Here is a 19,906-nt window from a genome sequence, read left to right on the forward strand (position 1 = left end):
ATTTCAACAATGTTACGGTAGCCGATAGGATAAGCCTTCCTTAAACATTTAACTTGATAGGTAGAGTATATGGAGTTTTCGAAGCCAGGCCGCGCACTGTTGTGCGCCATGGCCATCGTCTCCGCGCTGACGTCGATGTCGACCGGCGCGTACGCCCAAACGCTGACCAAGGATAACGGCGCCCCCGTCGGCGACAACCAGAACAGCCAGACCGCCGGCCCCGGCGGCCCCACCCTGCTGCAGGACGTGCACCTGGTGCAGAAGCTGCAGCGCTTCGACCGCGAGCGCATTCCCGAGCGCGTGGTGCACGCCACCGGCACCGGCGCCCATGGCACCTTCACCACGACGGACGACCTGTCCGACCTGACCAAGGCCAAGCTGTTCGTGAAGGGCACCGTCACCCCCGTGTTCGTGCGCTTCTCCACCGTGATCCCGGGCCGTTCCGGTGCCGAGACCACGCGCGACCCGCGCGGCTTCGCCACCAAGTTCTACACCCAGGAAGGCAACTGGGACCTGGTGGGCAACAACCTGCCGATCTTCTTCATCCGCGACGCCATCAAGTTCCCGGACATGATTCACTCGCTGAAGCCGGACCCGGTGACCAACGTGCAGGAACCGGAGCGCGTGTTCGACTTCTTCTCGCACGTGCCGGAAGCGACGGCCATGCTGACCCGCGTGTACTCGAACTGGGGTACGCCGGCGTCCTACCGCGAAATGAACGGCAGCAGCGTGCACGCGCTGAAGCTGGTCAACGCCAGGGGCGAGTATGTGTACGCCAAGTTCGCATGGAAATCGCGCCAGGGCGAGCGCAACCTGCGCCCGCAGGAAATCCCGGTCGTGCAGGGCAAGAGCACCAGCCACGCCACCGTGGACCTGTATGAATCGATCAACGCCGGCAAGTATCCGATGTGGGACCTGACGGTGCAGATCCTGAAGCCTTCCGACCTGGAGAAGTTCGACTTCGATCCGCTGGACGCCACGAAGATCTGGCCGAACGTCCCCGAGCGCAAGGTGGGCACCATGGTACTGAACAAGGTGCCGGACAACTTCTTCGAAGCCACCGAGCAGGTCGCGCTGGCGCCGGGCAACCTGGTGCCGGGTATCGAAGCCTCGGAAGACCGCATGCTGCAAGGCCGCCTGTTCTCGTACATCGACACGCAGTACCACCGCCTGGGCGCCAACTTCCAGTCGCTGCCGATCAACCGCCCGCTGGTCCCGGTGCGCAACCACCAGCAGGATGGCGCGATGAACATCGATGGCCGCAAGGGCAGCGTGAATTACCAGCCGAGCCGCATCGCCAACCTGGCGGAAGACCCGAACGCCCGCAGCAGCAGCCTGCCGCTCACCGGCACCACGCAGCAGCAGCGCATTGCCAAGACGCTGAACTTCAAGCAGGCCGGCGACTACTACCGTGCCCTGTCGGCCCAGGACAAGGATGACCTGATCGCCAACCTGTCCGGCGACCTGAAGCGCGTAAAGAACCAGGTCAACCTGTACACGATGCTGTCGCACTTCTACAAGGCCGACGCCGACTACGGCAAGCGCCTGGTGAAGGCCGTGGGCGCCGACGGCGCCAAGGTGGCCGAGCTGGCTGCCGCGCTGAAGGAATAAGCGCCGGGATCAGTCCCGTTCGGAAACGGGCCGCCGTGCAGAGCTTGCTCTGTGCCGCGGCCCGTTTTTTATTTGCGCTTCGGCACAACATCCGGCGATAAATTGCCGTTAAAGTTGATCCAGCCGCCGGATGCTGCCTTTATAATCCGGAATTTTCCGCCGCTCTTTTCGCCCACGAAAGTTCCCACCGCATGAACAACACCCTGATCATTTTCGTCGTGCTCTATCTCCTGGGGACGCTGGCCCTCGGCATGTGGGCGGGCACGCGGATCAAGAATACGAGCGACTTCGCCGTCGCCGGCCGCAGCCTGCCGCTGATCATGGTCATCACGACCACTTTTGCCACCTGGTTCGGCGCCGAGACCGTGATGGGCGTGCCGGCCAAGTTCGTGCAGGGCGGCCTGAACGCCGTGATCGAGGACCCGTTCGGCGCCGGTACCTGCCTGATCCTGGTGGGCCTGTTCTTCGCGTCGAAACTGTATAAATTGAACCTGCTGACGATCGGCGACTACTATCGCCAGCGCTACGGCAAGGGCATCGAGGTGTTCTGCTCGGTGGCGATCATCCTCAGCTACCTGGGCTGGGTCGCCGCGCAGATCACGGCGCTGGGCCTGGTGTTCGCGGTGCTCACCAATGGTGCACTGGCGCCCGCGGCCGGCATGGTGATCGGCACCCTGGCCGTGCTGATCTACGTGGTGGTGGGCGGCTTCCTCGCCGTCGCCGTCACCGACTTCATCCAGATGATCGTGCTGGTGGTGGGCATGGCCATCATCGCCGTCTTCGCGGCCGACCTGGCCGGCGGCGCCGGCAATGTGCTGGACATGGCGCAGCGGGCCGACCTGTGGCGCCTGTGGCCGGAACCCACGTTCACCGATATCGTGTTCTTCTTCGCTGCCGCGATCACGATGATGTTCGGCAGCATTCCGCAGCAGGACGTGTTCCAGCGCGTGATGTCGGCCAAGGATGCGCCCACCGCCCGCGCCGGTGCCGTGATCGGCGGCGCCAGCTACATCATCTTCGGCTTCGTGCCCATGTTCATCGTGGCCGCCGCCGTGGTGGTGATGGGCGACAGCGCGATGGAGCTGGCGAAAAACGACTACCAGCGCCTGCTGCCCACCTTCGTGATGACGAAGATGCCGCTGATGATGCAGATCCTGTTCTTCGGCGCGCTGCTGTCGGCCATCAAGAGCACGTCGTCGGCCACGCTGCTGGCGCCGTCGACGAGCTTCGTGGAAAACATCCTGAAGAACCTGCGCCCTGGCATGACGGACAAGCAGCAGCTGCTGGCCATGCGCGTGACGATCGTCATCTTCGCGGCGCTGGTGCTGGCCTATGCCATCGCGATGCAGGGCACGTCGATCTATGAACTGGTGTCCTCGGCCTACCAGGTGACGCTCGTGGGCGCCTTCATCCCGCTGGTGATGGGCCTGTACTGGAAGCGCGCCACCACGCAGGGTGCGATCCTGTCGATCGGCGCCGGCATCATCGTGTGGGTGCTGTTCTTCCCGCAGATCAGCGACCTGGGCGAAGCGTTCCCGGGCCAGCTGGCCGGCCTGCTGGCCGCGCTGGCCGGCATGATCGTCGGTTCGCTGGCGCCACAGGTGTTGAAGAATCGCCAGGAAGAACCGAAGCACATCGCCGGCGCGAAGGCGTGATGCAATCCGGGCTGGCCCGGCCCAGCCCGGATCAGCTCAGCCAGCCCCGCTCCATCACCTCGGCCAGCGTCAGGTCGAGGCAGAAGCGGATCTTCTGGATCATCTCGTCGACCTGGTCGCGCGTCATCACCAGCGGCGGCGCGATGATCATCCTGTCCCCCACCGCGCGCATGATGATGCCGTGCTCGAACATGTGGGCGCGGCACAGCATGCCCACGCCCAGCGCCGGGTCGAAACGCACCTGGTAATGCACGTTCGCGGCCTTGCGCCGCACCAGCGCCAGCCCCGCCACGAAGCCGCAGCTTTCGGCCGTGCCCACCAGCGGGTGGGCGGCCAGGCTGCCGAAGCGCTGCTTCAGGTAAGGCCCGGTATCGTGGGCCACCCGCTCCATGATGCCTTCTTCCTCGATGATGCGGATATTCTCCAGCGCCGCGGCGCAGGCCACCGGATGGCCGGAATACGTGAAGCCGTGGTTGAAGTCGCCGCCGGCGATCAGCACATCGGCAACGCGGTCGCTCACCAGCACGCCGCCCAGCGGCACATAGCCCGACGTGACGCCCTTGGCGAACGTGATGAGGTCGGGCCGCATGCCGAAGCGCTCGGACGCGAACCACGTGCCTAGCCGGCCGAAGCCGGTGATCACTTCGTCCGCGATCAGCAGCACGTCGTACTTGTCGCAGATGCGGCGGATCTCCGGCCAGTAGGTCGGCGGCGGGATGATGACGCCGCCGGCACCCTGGATCGGCTCGCCGATGAAGGCCGCCACCTTGCCGGGCCCCAGTTCCTTGATCCGTTCTTCCAGCCAGCCGGCCGCGTGGATGCCGAATTCCTCCGGCGTCATGCCCGCGCCATGGTCGGCGTAATGCGGCTGTTCGATGTGCACGATGCCGGGAATCGGCAGCCCGCCCTGCACGTGCATGCCGCTCATGCCGCCCAGCGATGCCCCGGCCATGGTGCTGCCGTGGTAGGCGTTGTGGCGGCTGATGATCACCGTGCGGTCGGGCTGGCCCGCCAGGTCCCAGTAGCGGCGCACCATGCGCACGTTCGTATCGTTCGCCTCGGAGCCGGAGCCCGTGAAGAACACGTGATTGAAGCCCTCGGGCGCGATCTTCGCCAGCTTCGCGGCCAGCTGCACGGCGGGGATGGTGGTGGTGTTGAAGAAGCTGTTGTAGAACGGCAGCGTATCCATCTGCCGCGCCACCGCCTCGGTGATACTTCGGCGACCATACCCCACGTTGACGCACCACAGGCCGGACATCGCATCGAGCACCTTGCGCCCATCCGAGTCCCACAGGTAGATGCCGTCGCCACGGACCATCACGCGCGCGCCGTTCCGCGCCAGCGCCGCGTGATCCGTGAACGGGTGGAGATAATGCGCGGCGTCGAGCCGCTGCAAGCCCTTGGTGTCCGGCAGTTCCGGCACGATCGGGGTGGTGGTCATGATTGCCTCCAGGTAGAGACGGTACAGCGGAGATGGCGGCGTCGCCCGAAGCCGTGGTGCCGGACATCCGGCGTTTCACGCCGGGCGTCCGACACCGGTTTTCCCGTGCGGTTCGGGCGGCGTCCGCTTATACGTGCAGCAGCAGGTGCTCCCGTTCCCAGGGACTGATGACAGTCATGAATTCCTGGTGTTCGAGCTCCTTGATGGCAGCATACACGTCGATGAAGCGCTCGCCCAGCACCCAGCGCAGCTTTTCTTCCTTGCGCAACAGGTGCAGCGCCTCCGGCAGCCCTTGCGGCAGCTCATATTCCTTCTCGTAGGCGCTGCCGGTGGTGATCGCGGTGGGATCGATCTGCTCGGTCATGCCGAGGTAGCCGCATGCCAGGGTGACGGCCAGGGCCAGGTAAGGGTTGGCATCCGAGCCGATGATGCGGTTTTCCACGCGCCGGTCGTGGATGCCGGATTCGGGCACGCGGAAGCCGACGGTGCGGTTGTCGATGCCCCACTGGATATTGATCGGCGCTGCGGTGTGGCGCACCAGGCGGCGGTAGGAGTTCACGTACGGCGCCACGATCGCCAGCGCCGAAGGCATGTAGCGCTGCAAGCCGCCGATATAGTGCTTGAACAGCTGCGACGGCGAGCCGTCCTCGTTCGAGAAGATGTTCCAGCCCGTCTTGGCGTCAACGACGCTCTGGTGGATGTGCATCGCCGACCCCGGCTCGCCGGCCATCGGCTTGGCCATGAAGGTGGCGTACATGTGGTGCTTCAGGGCCGCCTCGCGCAGGGTGCGCTTGAAGAAGAACACCTTGTCCGCCAGGCCCAGCGGTTCGCCGTGCAGGAAGTTGATTTCCATCTGCCCGGCACCGATCTCGTGGATCAGCGTGTCCACGTCCAGCCCCATCAGGTCGCAGTAATCGTAGATATCCTCGAACAGCGGGTCGAATTCGTTGACGGCGTCGATGCTGTACACCTGGCGCGAGGTCTCGGCGCGGCCGCTGCGGCCCACCGGCGCCTTCAGCGGCAGGTCGGGATCCGAGATCTTGTCGGTGAGATAAAACTCCAGTTCCGGCGCCACCACGGGCTTCCAGCCCTTGTCCTCGTACAGCCGCAGCACGCGGCGGAGTACGGAACGCGGTGCGAAGTCGACCAGCCGGCCGTCGCCGAAATAGCAGTCGTGGATGACTTGCGCGGTGGGGTCGGTGGCCCACGGCACCATCGTGATCGTGGTGGGGTCGGCCTTCAGGATCATGTCGCGGTCCACGTTCGAGATCGCCCTTTCGTAGGCCGGATCGTCGGTGGGGGAATTGCCGGTGACGGTCATGCCCAGGATGGCCTCGGGAATGCGCATGCCGCGCTCCTGCGTGAACTTCACGCGCGGCAGGATCTTCCCGCGGGCAACGCCGGTCAAGTCCGGCACCAGGCATTCGATTTCGGTGACTCGCTTATCGTTGAGCCACTCTTCCATGTCCGTATAGGTGAAATTTTCGCGGATCGCCATTCTTCGCTCCAGTAAGTCAATGTGCGCGGCCGGTTGCGGGCCGCGTCCCTGAACTTCCTTGGAAGAACAGCTATGGGAGTCCGCCGGCCCAGGCTTCGTATGTATCCATCAACCCCGCTCCTGTCGGCTCGCCTGGTATTCGCGGCACGCGTTACCGAATGCCAGGAACATCTTCATCGAATCGGGGTTTTCCGTGATGCGCCACTCGGGGTGCCATTGCACCGCCAGGGTGAAACCATGCGCGGTGCTCACGGTATAGGCTTCCACCAGGCCGTCGTGCGCCACCGCTTCCACGGTGAGGCCCGGCGCCAGCTTGTCGATCCCCTGGCCATGCAGGGAATTGACGATGATTTCCTCCGGATTGCCCAGCATCTCCGCAAACTTGCCGCCGGGCGTGAGCCGGATCGGGTGCGCGGGACCGTATTGCACTTCCAGCGAATCGTCTTCGCGGTCGCGGTGGTCCATCATGCCCGGCAAATCCTGCACGGCCTGGTGCAGGGTTCCGCCGAGCGCCACGTTGATTTCCTGGAAGCCGCGGCAGATGCCCAGGATGGGAATGCCGCGCTTCATGGCCGCCCGGATCAGGGGCAGCGTGGTGGCGTCGCGCGCCGCGTCCAGCGGCAGCGCCGGGTTGCGGATCGGCTGGCCATACAGGTCGGAATGCACGTTGGAAGCCGAACCGGTCAACATGATGCCGTCCGCGACGTGCAGCACCGCTTCCATGTCCGTCAACTCGGCCAGCGCGGGCAAGACCAGCGGCATGCAGCGCGCGCCAAGGACGACGGCGTTCACATACTTGTTCTGTGCGGCATGATTCGGGAAATGCCCGATCTGCCGGGTACACGCAGGCACGAGGACGATAGGACGGCGCATAAGCACTCCGCAAACGTTGGTGACCGATGTTTTTAATGTAACACAAAGTGCCTCGATTGATTGTTCGCTGGCGTACTCAGCGGAACGCGTACCGCAATGAAGGCTGCACTGCGGCACTCACCCGTGCAATTCGTCGAGCAGTTCGGGGTGCCGTTCGAGCAGCTTGAGCAGCTTCACGGTCGAGGGATGCGGAACGGCCTCGCCCGCCTCATAGCGGGCGAAAGCGCCGCTTTCGGTGCCGAACAGGTCGTCGGCCTCGCGCGGGTCCAGCCGCAGCTTGCGGCGCACGGCCGCGATGGCCGCCGGTTCGGCCAGCTCGGCGTCGACCCGGCGGTGGAAGCGGGCAACGAGCTCGTCGAAGTGGTGCACGGCGGCGGGGTCGAGCGTCACGTCGCCGCATTGCGGGCAGTGGTAGGCGGTTACGCCGGGCAGTGTGGTATGGCGGTCCTTGTAGGTGTACGACACGCCGTGCTTGTCATACACGAGGGAGTCGGCGCCACACCCGGGGCAGTTCTCCAACATGGGGTTCCTCGGATAGCGATTGGGTCGGGCCGATTCTAACCCTGCATCGCGGGCGGGCGGCGCACCGGCGCGGCAGCTGGTGTCTATGCCGGCGCGAACAGCCCGCCCGGCAGCACGATGGTGGCGCGCAATCCCCCGCCCGGCGCATTGGCCAGCGCCAGCGTGCCCCCGTGCGCCTGCACGATGCCGCGGGCGATGCTGATGCCCAGGCCCATGCCGCCGCTGTTGCGGCTGCGGCCGTGTTCGAGCCGCGTGTAAGGCTGGCCCAGCGCCGCCAGCGCCGCCTCGGGCACGCCCGGCCCGTGGTCGCGCACCACGATCTCGATATCGCCGGCGCGCTCGCCGGCCGTGAGCTCCACCCGCTCGCCGTAGTACAGGGCATTGTCGAGCAGGTTGCCGATGGCCCGCTTGAGCGCCAGCGGCCTGGCCGTGACCGCCAGGCCGGAAGGCGTGAAGGACACCTCGTGGCCGGCCAGCCGCGCATCGCGCACCATGCGCCCCAGCAGCGCGTCGAGCCGCACCTCGGTGGCGTTCTCGTGGATGTCGCTGTCCTTCACGGTCTGCAACGCGCCCTTGACCATCATTTCCAGCTCGTCGAGATCGTCGTGGAATTCGTCGCGCAGGGCGTCTTCGTCGAGCAGCTCGGTGCGCAGCTTGAGCCGCATGATCGGCGTGCGCAGGTCGTGCGAGATCGACACGAACAGCCGCTCGCGGTCTTCCATGTAGCGCACGATGCGCCGGCGCATCTCCTCGAACGCCCGCGCGGTCGCGACGAACTCGCGGCTGCCCGCATGCGGCAGCGCCGGCGGGTTCTCTCCCTTGCCGAAAGCGGTTGCCGCATCGGCCAGCGCGGCCAGCGGGCGGGTGATCCAGCGCACCACGAGGATCGACACCAGCAGCACCGCCGCCAGCGATAGCGCCTGCAGCAGCAGCCTGTCGCGCGTGAGCGGGTTGCCCGTTTCGAGGAAATAGGGGTTCGGCATCAGCGTGGCGAGGTACAGCCAGTGGCCGGGTTCCAGTTCAACCTGGATCACCAGCACCGGGGCGCTCCTGGCCAGCAGGACAGGCTGGGTCCACGCTTCCGGCAGGCCGGCCAGGGTGGCGCCGTCGTCGTCCACCGGCAGCCGCTCCGGCCAGGCGAAAGCGATGCGCACGGCGGGCTTGCCGGGAAGGTCTTCCTTCAGCGTGGCGCCCACCTGCTCCAGCGCGGCGTCGGCCAGCTCCTGCGGGCCCAGCGGCCGCAACGGAACCGGGCCGCGATTGATGTTGGCGAAAAAGCGCGTGCCGCCCATCTCGCGAAACTGCTGGATGATCAACGGCCGGTAGTTCGGCGGCAGGCTGAGGAAGAAGCGCACCGCGCTGGCGGCGCCGTGCGCGAGGTGCTGCGCGGCCGTCCTCGCTTCGTCGCGCGCCTCGGCGCGGCGCTGCGCGGCCCAGATGACGTTGCCGACCAGCTGCGTCAACAGCACGCCGATCACCATCACGAGGATCAGGCGGCCCTGCAATGAGTCGGGCAGGATGCGGCCCGGCAGGCGCAGCCGGCGCAGCGCGTCAGGCATGGGATGCCGTCACGTCGGCCGAGAACACGTAGCCCACGCCGCGCACGCTCTTGATCAGGCGCGGGTTGCCGCCGCCCTCGTTCAGGCGCAGGCGCAGGCGGCTGATCTGCACGTCGAGGAAGCGGTCCATCGGCCCCGCATCGCGGCCGCGCGTTCCTTCGCACAAAACGCTGCGGTCGAGGATATCGCCGGCATGTTCGACGAAGAACTTGAGCAGCTGGAAGTCCAGCCCCGTCAACGGCACCGGCCCCGCCGGCCCCGTGACGGTGCGCTCCACCGTATCGAGCGTGAAGCCGTCGAAGCGGTAGTAGCGCGGCGCGGCGGCGTTGTCCATGCCGGTGCGGCGGTGGATGGCCTTGATGCGTGCCAGCAGCTCGCGCGGGCTGTACGGCTTGGAGATGTAGTCGTCCGCACCGAGCTCCAGGCCCACCACGCGGTCGGTCTCGTCGGAACTGGCGGTAAGCATGATGATGGGCACGTTCGAGCGCTGCCGCACGACGCGGCACAGGGCGAAGCCGTCGGTATCGGGCAGCATCACGTCGAGGATCACCATCGACAGTGAATCGGCCTGGCGGTTGAACTCGGCCAGGAACGTGGCGCCGTCATGCGCCAGGTCGACCGCATACTGGTTCTTTTCCAGGTAGGTCTTCAGGAGAATACGGGTTTTCTGGTCGTCGTCGACTATCAGGATCCTGCGCATGGGATAACTGAACTCATTCTATTGGGTCTTGATGTAGGTACGGGCGATGGTGCCGAGCCGGCGCTGCGCATCTTCCACCGGCACGCTGTCATTCAGGAAAAAACGGTGGACCTCGGCCACGATCGCGTCGCGCACGATCTCGTCGGTGGCCATGCGGTGGACCAGGCTCGGCACCTGCGCCGCGGTACCGCTGCTGAACAGTTGCCAGGAGGCGCGCGCGCAGGCATCCATTTTCGCCCGCGCGGGATTCGCCAGCACCGGGACAGATCCCTTGATCATGTTGTAATCGGCCTGCAACGATGGCGACAGTGCCAGCGCGGCCAGCTTTTCCTGGGCGGCGCGCGCCTCGGCGTGCGCACCCAGCATGCTCAGCGTGTCGACATTGTACAGGTGGTAGCGCCCGGTCCCGGGCGCCGCCGCGCAGCCGAAGTCCTCGTCCACGGCCAGTCCGCGGGCCAGCAGCTCGCCCTTCACCCAGTCGCCCATCACCATCATGGCGGCGCGTCCTTCGGCGAGCTCGCGCACGCTGTCGACCCAGTTGCTTTCCCGGATCGGGCTGCCCATCCAGCGCTTCGCCGAGCGCAGCCGCAGCAACGCGGCGCCCAGGCGCGGATCGGCGTAGGCCGCCGCATCGCGCCGATGGAACAGGCTGCGATACAGGTCCGCCCCCTCGGCCAGCACCATCGTCTCGAACAGCGTGGCCACCTGCCATGGTTCGCTGCTCTGGGCCAGCGGCACGATGCCGGCCCGCTGCAGGCGGGGAGCGATGCGTTCGAACTCGGCCCAGGTGGCCGGCACCGCCAGCCCCAGGCGGAGCATCAACTGGCGGTTGTAGAACATGCTGTTGATGCGGTGGATGCCGAGCGGCGCGGCATACACGTGGCCATCGTGCTTGATCGTGGCGGCAACGGTCGGCAACAGCAGCTTGTCCCACTTGCCGGCGGCGGCCACCGCATCCAGTTCCAGCAGTAGGCCCAGGCGCGCCCAGTCGCGCACCACGATGCCGTTCAGCTGCGCCACCTCCGGCGCGTCCTTGGCCAGCATGCGGCTGCGCAGCACGATGCCCGCGCCGACCCCGGAACCGCTGGGCACCAGCGCATCGCGCCAGCGCACGTCGTGTTCCCCCAGGCGCCTGGCGATCATGCCCACCGCCTGGCGTTCGCTGGCCGACTTCCACCAGTGCAGCACCTGAAGCGACTGCTCGCGTGCCGCCACTCCGCCCGCGCAGGCAGCCAGGCACACGGCCGCCAGGGCCTTGCGCAATATGTGGTGGTCGATGTGCTTCATTTTTCTTCGCGGCTGCCCGAGCGGCGCCGGTGATCCGATGGTCGGCCTGGGGCCGGGTGTTGCAATATAACTCAATCTTTTCGTTAAATCATGGTAACTGCCGGACACATTTTGCAAGGGAATATGTGGATTTATTGCGAAATATTTCCGACCAATCAGCCAGTCTACCCTGCCGTGTAAGTTTATGTAAGCACGGCTTTCACTTAGCCAATAAAAACCGTCGAAGAATCAACGGCTTGCCTCATCGGCCCCACCCTCCGGCCGGCCGCTGGAGTCACATTTTGGCCGATGCTACCGTGCGTTCCGTACCAGATTGTCAACAACCAAGCACTCATAAAAACCGGAGACAGCATGATCGGAAAGTTCGCCGTCAAACCTCTTGGCGCCGCGCTGGCGCTGGCATTCGCCTGTGGCACGGCCATCGCGGGCGACCACGATACGGAAGGGTTCCACGGCTACCTGCGCGCCGGCATCGGCAACAGCAACCACGGCGGCACGCAAAGCTGCTATGGCCTCGGCGGCATCACCATGACTTACCGCCTTGGCAACGAATGCGACAGTTTCACTGAACTCGGCTATACGCAGGAAGTGGCGAAAGCCGCCAACGGCGCCAGCTTCGTGGGAACCGTGTGGGCCACCGCGTACAAGAACAGCTCGGACTTCGGTGATGCCGACCTGGAAGTGGCCAAGCTGTACATCGAGGCACGCAACCTCCCCTTCCTCAAGGGCGGCACCGCGTGGGCGGGCAAGCGCTACTACATGCGCCCCGACATCCACATCCTCGACTTGCAATACATCAATATGAACGGCACCGGCGCCGGTATCGACCGCTATCCGCTCGGCCCGGGCAAGGCCAGCTACGCGATCTTCAAGGACAACGACTTCAACACCAGGGACCCGGCCACGGGCCTCGTGGTCGACTCGCCGTCCGCCACGCGCCAGGTATTCCTCTACGAAGGCCTGCCGACCAACCGCGACGGCGCGCTGGACATCGCCGCCTCGGTCATCACCGCCGAGGGAACGGACGAACGCACGCATGACGGCTGGCAGCTGTCGGTATTCCACCGCCAGCGGGGCGTGCTGGGTGGCGCCAACAATTTGGGCGTGCAATACGGCGTGGGACCGGGCACCGGCATGGACGGTCCATGCTGCGCCCGCATCGGCCCGGCCGGCAGCACGCTGCTGGGATCGGATTACACGCGCTTGCGCGTATTCGATGAACTCTTCATCCAGCCCACCAGGGACTTCGGCATCTCCCTCGTGGCGCTGCACCAGCGCGACAAGAACGGCCCGAACGGCACCACCACCTGGAACACGATCGGCGGTCGCCCATCGTATGCGCTGGCGGACAACTTCAAGCTGCAGGCCGAACTGGGCGTGACGACGCTGAAGTCCTCCACCATGCCCGGCACGGCACGCCTGACGAAGCTGACGATCGCGCCGACCATCAGCCTGGCGCGCGACTACTGGTCGCGCCCGGAACTGCGGCTGTTCGCCACCTACGGCAAATGGAACGACGCCGCGACGCCGCTGGTGAACGCCTTCAACAACTCGGGCCCCGTGTATGGCACCGATACGAGCGGCTTCTCGTACGGCGTCCACCTCGAGGCCTGGTGGTAAGCCTGTCCGCAAGCCCACCTGCAAGTCGACCCGCAAAACAACACAAAGGAGACAAGACATGAAACTGAAAGCTGCCGTACAGGCCGCCCTGGCCATCACCGCCTCTGGCGGCGTCCTCGCAGGCGCCGCCGCGCAGGCGCCGCAAGTCGAAGTGCTGCACTATTGGACCTCCGGCGGCGAAGCCCGCTCGGCCGCCGAGCTGAAAAAGATCATGCAAGCCCAGGGCGTGGCGTGGAAGGACTTCGCCGTGGCCGGTGGCGCCGGTGAGAATGCCGCCACAGCCCTGAAGGCGCGCGTGATGGCGGGCAGCCCGCCGACGGCCGCCCAGATCAAGGGCCCGGCCATCCAGGAATGGGGCCAGGAAGGCGTGCTGGCCAATATCGACCAGGCCGCGATCGCGGGCAAGTGGGATGCCAGCCTGCCGGCGGTGGTTGCCAAGCTGATGAAGTACCAGGGCCATTACGTGGCGGTGCCGGTCAACGTGCACCGCGTGAACTGGCTGTGGGTGAACCCGGCGGTGCTAGCGAAAGCCGGCGCCAAGGCGCCGACCAATTTTGCCGAGTTCTTCGACGCCGCCGACAAGATCAAGAAGGCCGGCATGGTGGCGCTGGCGCACGGCGGCCAGCCATGGCAGGACGCGACGCTGTTCGAATCCGTGGTGCTGGGCACCGGCGGCGCGGACTTCTACCGCAAGGCCCTGGTGCAGCTGGACCAGGCCAGCCTGACCAGCCCGACGATGGTCAAGAGCTTCGAAACGCTCTCGCGCATGAAGGCCTACATCGACAAGGATGCCGCGGGCCGCGACTGGAACCTGGCGACGGCCATGGTCATCAACGGCAAGGCCGGCATGCAATTCATGGGCGACTGGGCCAAGGGTGAATTCACCGCCGCCGGCAAGGTACCAGGCAAGGACTTCCTGTGCCTGCCCGCGCCGGGCACGGACAAGGCATTCACCTTCAACATCGATTCGCTGGCCATGTTCAACGTGAGCGGTGCCGGGCAGCAGAAGGCCCAGCTGGCGCTCGCCAACGCCGTGATGAGCCCCGCCTTCCAGCAAACCTTCAACCTGAACAAGGGTTCGATCCCGGTGCGCGCCGGCGTACCGCGCGACAAGTTCGACAGCTGCGCCACGCGGTCGATGGACGACATGGCCGCCGCGAACGGGGCCGGCGCCCTGGTGCCGTCGCTGGCCCACGGCATGGCGGTCGACACCGCCAAGGCCGGCGCGATCCAGGACGTGATCGCGCGCTTCATGAACAGCAACATGACGCCGCAGGCAGCGGCGCAGGCGCTGGCCAAGGCCGCGAAGACGCAGTAAGCCGGCCGGCGCCCTGCCCTCGCCCCGGAGCGGGGCGCCCGTCCGCCCAGAGTCCTCTCCTGGAGATTCCTCATGTCCGCTACACCGCTTAACGCGGCCGGGCCGCGCACGGCCGGCGGCGCGCGCCCGTCCGTGCGCCCGCCCGTGCAGTCCGGCAGCCGCTTCGGCGCGCTGGCCGATGCGTGGCTGCCGCGCCTCGTGCTGTCCCCGACCATCATCGCGTCGCTGGTCTTCGTCTACGGTTTCATCGCGCTCACGGCCTGGCTGTCGCTGACCGAGTCGCGCATGATGCCCAAATTCGAGCTGGCCGGCTTCGGCCAGTACGAACGGCTGTTCGAGCTCGACCGCTGGTGGACCGCCGCCGCCAACCTCGGCATCTTCGGTGCCCTGTTCATCCTGTTCTGCCTGGCCATCGGCCTGGGCCTGGCCATCCTGCTGGACCAGCGCATCCGCCATGAAGGCGCATTGCGGGCGATCTACCTGTATCCGATGGCGCTGTCGTTCATCGTCACGGGCGCGGCCTGGAAGTGGATCCTGAATCCGGGCCTGGGCCTGGAAAAGATGATGCACGACTGGGGCTTCGCGAACTTCACGTTCGACTGGCTGGTCGATCCCGACATGGCCATCTACACCGTGGTGATCGCCGGCGTGTGGCAATCTTCCGGCTTCGTGATGGCGCTGTTCCTGGCCGGCCTGCGCAGCGTTGACGACAGCATCATCAAGGCAGCGATGGTCGATGGCGCCAGCCTGCCGACGATCTACCGGCGCATCGTCATTCCTTCGCTGCGGCCCGTCTTCTTCAGCGTGCTGCTGGTGCTGGCGCATATCGCCATCAAGAGCTTCGACCTGGTGATGGCGCTGACCGCCGGCGGCCCCGGAACGTCGTCGGACGTGCCGGCCATCTTCATGTACCAGTTCTCGTTCACCCGCGGCCAGCTCGGCCTGGGCGCCGCCTCGGCCATGATGATGCTGGCCACCGTGCTGGCCGTGCTGGTGCCGCTGATGTACCTGGAAACGAAAGGAGCGCGCCATGGCCGCTGACCTGCACAACGAGGGCGGCCGCATCGCGCCGGGCCGCCTCATGCTGTACGCACTGCTCGTGCTGGTGGCGCTGTACTACCTGGCGCCGCTGTACGTGATGCTGACCACGTCGGTGAAGTCGCTCGACGAGATCCGGCAGGGCAACCTGCTCGACTTCCCGCTCGCGCCGACGGGCGCGGCCTGGTCCAAGGCCTGGTCCGCCGCCTGCACGGGCGTGCGCTGCGAAGGGCTGGCGCCGTATTTCTGGAACTCGATGCGCATGGCGATTCCGGCCGTGCTGATTTCCAGCCTGATCGGATCGGTCAACGGCTACGTGCTGGCACACTGGCGCTTCCCCGGCCATAACGTGGTGTTCACGGCGCTGATGGTGGGCTGCTTCATCCCCTTCCAGGTCGTGATCCTGCCGATGGCGCGCCTCCTGGGCATGGCCGGGCTGGCGAACACCACGACGGGCCTGGTGCTGGTCCATATCATCTACGGCATCGCCTTCACCACGCTGTTCTTCCGCAATTACTACGTGACCGTGCCGGACGAGCTGGTGAACGCGGCGCGCATCGACGGCGCCGGCTTCTTCCTGATCTACCGCCGCATCATCTTCCCGCTGTCGCTGCCGATCTTCATGGTGTCGTTCATCTGGCAGTTCACGCAGATCTGGAACGATTTCCTGTTCGGCGTGGTGTTCGGCGGCGCCGACGCGCAGCCGGTCACGGTGGCGCTGAACAACCTGGTCAACACATCGACCGGCGTGACCGAATACAACGTGAACATGGCGGCGGCCATCATCGCGGCCCTGCCGACGCTGGCGATCTACCTCGTGGCCGGCAAATACTTCGTGCGCGGGCTCACGGCCGGCGCGGTCAAGGGTTAAAACAAGGCCGATCACAGGCCGACTGGAGACAATATGGCAAGCTTATCGATTCGCAACGTGCGCAAGGTGTATCCGAACGGCGCCGACATCCTGAAGGGCATCGACCTCGAGATCGAGGACGGCCAGTTCCTGATCCTCGTGGGCGGTTCCGGCTGCGGCAAGTCCACGCTGCTCAACATGATCGCCGGGCTGGAGAGCGTCTCCGCCGGCGAGATCGCCATCGGCGGGCGCGTCGTCAACAATGTGCCGCCGAAGGAACGCGACATCGCGATGGTGTTCCAATCCTATGCGCTGTACCCGACGATGACGGTGCGCGAGAACATCTCCTTTGGCCTGGGCATCCGCAAGGTCCCGAAGGCCGAGCAGGACGCGATCGTGGCGCGGGTGGCCGAGACGCTGCAGATGACTCACCTGCTGGACCGCAAGCCGGCCATGCTGTCGGGCGGGCAGCGCCAGCGCGTGGCCATGGGGCGCGCCATCGCCCGCGACCCGTCGCTGTTCCTGTTCGACGAGCCGCTGTCGAACCTGGACGCCAAGCTGCGCGTCGAGATGCGCGCCGAGATCAAGCTGCTGCACCAGCGCCTGGGCGCCACGATCGTCTACGTGACGCACGACCAGATCGAGGCGATGACGCTGGGCGACCGCATCGCCGTCATGCGCGACGGCGTGGTGCAGCAGTTCGGCAGCCCGCAGGAGATCTACGACCAGCCGTCCAACCTGTACGTGGCCGGCTTCATCGGCTCGCCGTCGATGAATTTCCTGCGCGGGAAATTGGTTGCGAACGGCGTGGTGGCGGACGGCGCCGCGGGCGGCGTGTCGTTCGCGCTGGAGCACCAGGACCGCACGACGCTGCTGCCGGTCCCGGCGCCGTCGGACGCGCTGCGCCAGCGGCTGGGCAGCGAGGTCATCCTCGGCATCCGCCCGGAACACGTGACCGACGCGGCCAGCGCCCGGCGCGCCACCGCGCAGGATGACTACCATCCGACCGAGGTCGATTGCCTGGTCGTGCTCACCGAACCGACCGGCCCGGATACGCTGGTGTTCAGCTGGTGCAATGGTGCGCGCATCACGTGCCGCACGCATCCGCGCGCCGACGCCCGGCCGGGCGCCACCGTGCGGCTCGCGTTCGACCTGTCGAAAGCCGTGTTCTTCGATCCGGCCACGGAACTGCGCATCGGCGCCGCCGCCTGACCGCCCGATCGATGGCTCAGCCGGGGGTGGCTTCGGCCGCCTCCGCCTTCACCACGGCGATCAGTTGCCGGATCTCCGGCACGCAGGAGCCGCAGTTGCCGCCGGCCTTCACGCAGGCCGTGACTTCGGCCGTGGTCTTCAAGCCTTTCTCGCGGATTGCATTGCAGATGGTGTTGCGCCCCACGCCGAAGCACGAGCACACGGTCGGCCCCGTGTCCGCGCCCTGCTTCAGGGGCCGGCCGGCCAGCACGCCGGCCCGCTCGGCATCGGCCAGCGCCGCGTTCGAGAACAGCCCGGCCAGCCAGGCCCGCTCGGGCAGGTCCGGCCGCGGCGACACGAAGATGCATTGGGCGATCCGGTCGTCCACCACGTGCACGGCGCGGTACACGCCGGCGCTGCGGTCGGCGTATTCGAGCCAGTCGGCGTCCTCGTCGTGCACGCCCAAGAGCTCGCGCGCCCAGGCGCCGAAGTCCGTGATGCGGTTGCGGCCCGCCATTTCATAGCGGTTGAAGCCGGCCCCCTGGGCGCGGGTCCAGTACGCCACCTTGTCCAGTTCGAGCGCCGTACGCGACAGCACGAAGCCATGCCATTGCACGGGGAAGCGGTCCACCATCACCGGCGTGTGCTTGAATTCCGGCTCGCCGGACACGGGATCGACTACCGGGTTCACGCAGGCGCCCACGCGCGCGTCCGACGCCGTCTGGCCATTCCAATGGATGGGCACGAACACGCTGCCGCGGGCGATGCCGCCGCCGTGGCGCACGCGCGCCACCATGCTGCCCCACTGCGACGAGATGCGCGCCAGCTCGCCATCGCGCACGCCGCACAGCAGCGCATCCTGCGGGTGCAGGTCGACGAACGATTCCGGCGTGTGCTCGGCCAGCCTGGGTGCCCGGCCGGTGCGCGTCATCGTGTGCCACTGGTCGCGCACGCGGCCCGTGTTCAGCACCAGCGGGAATTCGCCGCCGGCCGTGTTGACGGGAAGGCGCGGCACGGTCGCCACGAAACGCGCGCGCCCGTCCGGAAACGAGAAGCGCCGGTCGGCGAACACGCGGCGGCCGAGCGGCCACTGCACCGGTTGCAGGGCGTCGTAGCCTTCATGGCCGAGTTCGGCCAGCGCGCCGATGTCGAAGGCGCGCGGCAATTCATCCGGCGTATTGCGCCATGCCGAGAGCCGCGCGTGCTCGGCGAAGATCTCCGACTGGTGCGTGTAGTCGAAGCCCGCGTAGCCGAGCCGCTGGGCGAACTCGCAGAGGATTTTCCAGTCCGCCCTGGCCTCGCCGGGCGCCGGCAGGAAGCCGCGCTGGCGCGAGATGCGCCGCTCGGAATTGGTCACCGTGCCATCCTTCTCGGCCCAGGCCAGCGCCGGCAGCAGCACATGGGCCAAGGCATTGGTGTCGGTGTCCGTCACGACGTCCGACGCGATCACGAGTTCGGCCTTCGACAGCGCGCGGCGCACCTGTTCGGCGTCGGGCAGGCTGACCATCGGGTTGGTGGCGATCACCCAGACCGCCTTCACCTTGCCCGCTTCGATGGCCTGGAACAGGTCCACCGCCTTCAAGCCCGGTTTCTCGGCGATGCGGGGGGAATCCCAGAACTCGCGCACGGCGGCGCGGTGCTCCGGCTTGTCCAGGTCCAGGTGCGCGGCCAGCATATTGGCCAGGCCGCCCACTTCGCGGCCGCCCATCGCATTGGGCTGGCCCGTGATCGAGAACGGGCCCATGCCCGGCCGGCCGATCCGGCCCGTGATCAGGTGGCAGTTGATGATCGCGTTGACCTTGTCGGTGCCGGCGGACGACTGGTTCACGCCCATCGAAAAGCCGGTGATCGCCTTTTCGGTTGCCGCGAACGCTTCGTAGAAGGCCAGCACGTCGTCCAGGTTCAGCCGGCATGCCCTGGCAACCTCCTCGGGCGTGATTTCGGCCACTTCGAGCGCCTCGCTCAGGCCGCGCGTGTGGTTGGCGATGAAGGCCGGATCGACGGCGCCGATGCGCGACAGGTAGGCCAGCAGGCCGTTGAACAGCCACACGTCGGTGCCCGGCTTGACGGGCAGGTGCAGGTCGGCCAGCTCGCAGGTGGCCGTGCGCCGGGGGTCGATGACGACCACCTTCAGGCCGGGCCGGGCTTCCTTGGCCTTGGCGATGCGCTGGAACAGGATCGGGTGGCACCATGCCAGGTTGGAGCCGACCAGCACGATCATGTCGGCCAGTTCCAGGTCTTCGTAGTTTACGGGCACCAGGTCTTCGCCGAACGCACGCTTGTGGCCGGCCACGGCGGACGACATGCATAGCCGCGAATTGGTGTCGATGTTGGCGCTGCCGACATAGCCCTTCATCAGCTTGTTGGCGACGTAGTAGTCTTCCGTCAGCAATTGGCCGGAAACGTACAGGGCCACGGCGTCCGGCCCGTGCTCGTCGACGATCGCGCGCCATCGGGCGGCCGCCTTGTCCAGCGCCTCGTCCCAGGATACCTGCCGCAGCTTGCCTTCTTCCCGCACCTGCGGGTGCAGCAGGCGGCCTTCCAGCCCCAGCGTTTCGCCGAGGGCCGAGCCCTTCACGCACAGCCGGCCGAAATTCGATGGATGGTCCGCGTCGCCCGAAACGGTGGCGGACTGCGGCCCCTGCGGCACGGCCTTGACGCCGCAGCCGACGCCGCAGTAGGGACAGGTGGTGGCGATGGAGAGATGTTCCTGGGACAGATTCACGATGGTTCCAATGTGCGT

At 66.5% G+C, this 19,906-nt stretch carries 15 protein-coding genes; 7 read left to right on the forward strand and 8 right to left on the reverse strand.

What is annotated here, in order from left to right:
• The first annotated feature begins 108 nt into the window (after nt 1-108).
• Complete coding sequence (locus V6Z91_RS05130; protein WP_338771735.1) at nt 109-1,611, forward strand: catalase; 1,503 nt, start codon at nt 109-111, stop codon at nt 1,609-1,611.
• Nucleotides 1,612-1,802: 191 nt separating this feature from the next.
• Nucleotides 1,803-3,266 (forward strand): sodium:solute symporter family protein, encoded by a 1,464-nt coding sequence (locus tag V6Z91_RS05135; RefSeq protein ID WP_338767507.1) that lies wholly within the window; start codon nt 1,803-1,805, stop codon nt 3,264-3,266.
• A 31-nt stretch (nt 3,267-3,297) separates the two neighbouring features.
• Here V6Z91_RS05135 and V6Z91_RS05140 read toward each other — a convergent pair whose 3' ends face one another.
• From V6Z91_RS05140 to V6Z91_RS05170, 7 genes are all read right to left on the reverse strand, one after another.
• Nucleotides 3,298-4,707 (reverse strand): aspartate aminotransferase family protein, encoded by a 1,410-nt coding sequence (locus V6Z91_RS05140; protein ID WP_338767510.1) that lies wholly within the window; start codon nt 4,705-4,707, stop codon nt 3,298-3,300.
• A gap of 127 nt (nt 4,708-4,834) precedes the next feature.
• Nucleotides 4,835-6,205: a glutamine synthetase family protein gene (locus V6Z91_RS05145; protein WP_338767513.1), complete on the reverse strand. Its 1,371-nt coding sequence runs from the start codon at nt 6,203-6,205 to the stop codon at nt 4,835-4,837.
• A 108-nt stretch (nt 6,206-6,313) separates the two neighbouring features.
• Nucleotides 6,314-7,078, reverse strand: coding sequence for a gamma-glutamyl-gamma-aminobutyrate hydrolase family protein (locus V6Z91_RS05150; RefSeq protein ID WP_338767515.1), 765 nt, complete (start codon nt 7,076-7,078; stop codon nt 6,314-6,316).
• Between the two features lie 117 nt (nt 7,079-7,195).
• Nucleotides 7,196-7,600, reverse strand: a complete 405-nt coding sequence (locus tag V6Z91_RS05155; protein WP_338767518.1) for a type II TA system antitoxin MqsA family protein — start codon at nt 7,598-7,600, stop codon at nt 7,196-7,198.
• Between the two features lie 83 nt (nt 7,601-7,683).
• Nucleotides 7,684-9,159 (reverse strand): ATP-binding protein, encoded by a 1,476-nt coding sequence (locus V6Z91_RS05160; RefSeq protein WP_338767521.1) that lies wholly within the window; start codon nt 9,157-9,159, stop codon nt 7,684-7,686.
• Nucleotides 9,152-9,859 (reverse strand): response regulator transcription factor, encoded by a 708-nt coding sequence (locus V6Z91_RS05165; RefSeq protein WP_338767523.1) that lies wholly within the window; start codon nt 9,857-9,859, stop codon nt 9,152-9,154. The genes V6Z91_RS05160 and V6Z91_RS05165 overlap by 8 nt, the downstream gene beginning before the upstream one ends.
• An 18-nt stretch (nt 9,860-9,877) precedes the next feature.
• Complete coding sequence (locus V6Z91_RS05170) at nt 9,878-11,146, reverse strand: ABC transporter substrate-binding protein (RefSeq protein WP_338767526.1); 1,269 nt, start codon at nt 11,144-11,146, stop codon at nt 9,878-9,880.
• Between the two features lie 351 nt (nt 11,147-11,497).
• Between V6Z91_RS05170 and V6Z91_RS05175 the strand changes: the two genes are divergently transcribed.
• The 5 genes from V6Z91_RS05175 to ugpC all read left to right on the forward strand — a co-directional run bounded on the left by V6Z91_RS05175 (nt 11,498) and on the right by ugpC (nt 17,184).
• Nucleotides 11,498-12,766: a carbohydrate porin gene (locus V6Z91_RS05175; RefSeq protein ID WP_338767529.1), complete on the forward strand. Its 1,269-nt coding sequence runs from the start codon at nt 11,498-11,500 to the stop codon at nt 12,764-12,766.
• A 58-nt stretch (nt 12,767-12,824) separates the two neighbouring features.
• Nucleotides 12,825-14,084, forward strand: coding sequence for an ABC transporter substrate-binding protein (locus V6Z91_RS05180; protein WP_338767532.1), 1,260 nt, complete (start codon nt 12,825-12,827; stop codon nt 14,082-14,084).
• Between the two features lie 72 nt (nt 14,085-14,156).
• Nucleotides 14,157-15,125: a sugar ABC transporter permease gene (locus tag V6Z91_RS05185; protein WP_338767534.1), complete on the forward strand. Its 969-nt coding sequence runs from the start codon at nt 14,157-14,159 to the stop codon at nt 15,123-15,125.
• A 22-nt stretch (nt 15,126-15,147) separates the two neighbouring features.
• Nucleotides 15,148-15,993 carry a carbohydrate ABC transporter permease gene (locus V6Z91_RS05190; protein WP_338771736.1) on the forward strand — a complete coding sequence of 282 codons (846 nt, stop codon included), beginning with the start codon at nt 15,148-15,150 and terminating at the stop codon, nt 15,991-15,993.
• A 33-nt stretch (nt 15,994-16,026) separates the two neighbouring features.
• The gene (ugpC, locus tag V6Z91_RS05195) at nt 16,027-17,184 is read left to right on the forward strand and encodes a sn-glycerol-3-phosphate ABC transporter ATP-binding protein UgpC (protein ID WP_338767536.1); all 1,158 of its coding nucleotides are present in this window, start codon (nt 16,027-16,029) and stop codon (nt 17,182-17,184) included.
• 16 nt (nt 17,185-17,200) lie between these two features.
• On the opposite strand, the gene V6Z91_RS05200 is transcribed toward ugpC, so the two are convergent.
• The gene (locus V6Z91_RS05200; protein WP_338767538.1) at nt 17,201-19,888 is read right to left on the reverse strand and encodes a molybdopterin-dependent oxidoreductase; all 2,688 of its coding nucleotides are present in this window, start codon (nt 19,886-19,888) and stop codon (nt 17,201-17,203) included.
• Nucleotides 19,889-19,906 lie beyond the last annotated feature (18 nt).

The sequence above is a fragment of the Massilia sp. METH4 genome (assembly GCF_037094685.1).
In the GTDB taxonomy this organism is placed as follows: domain Bacteria; phylum Pseudomonadota; class Gammaproteobacteria; order Burkholderiales; family Burkholderiaceae_D; genus Rugamonas.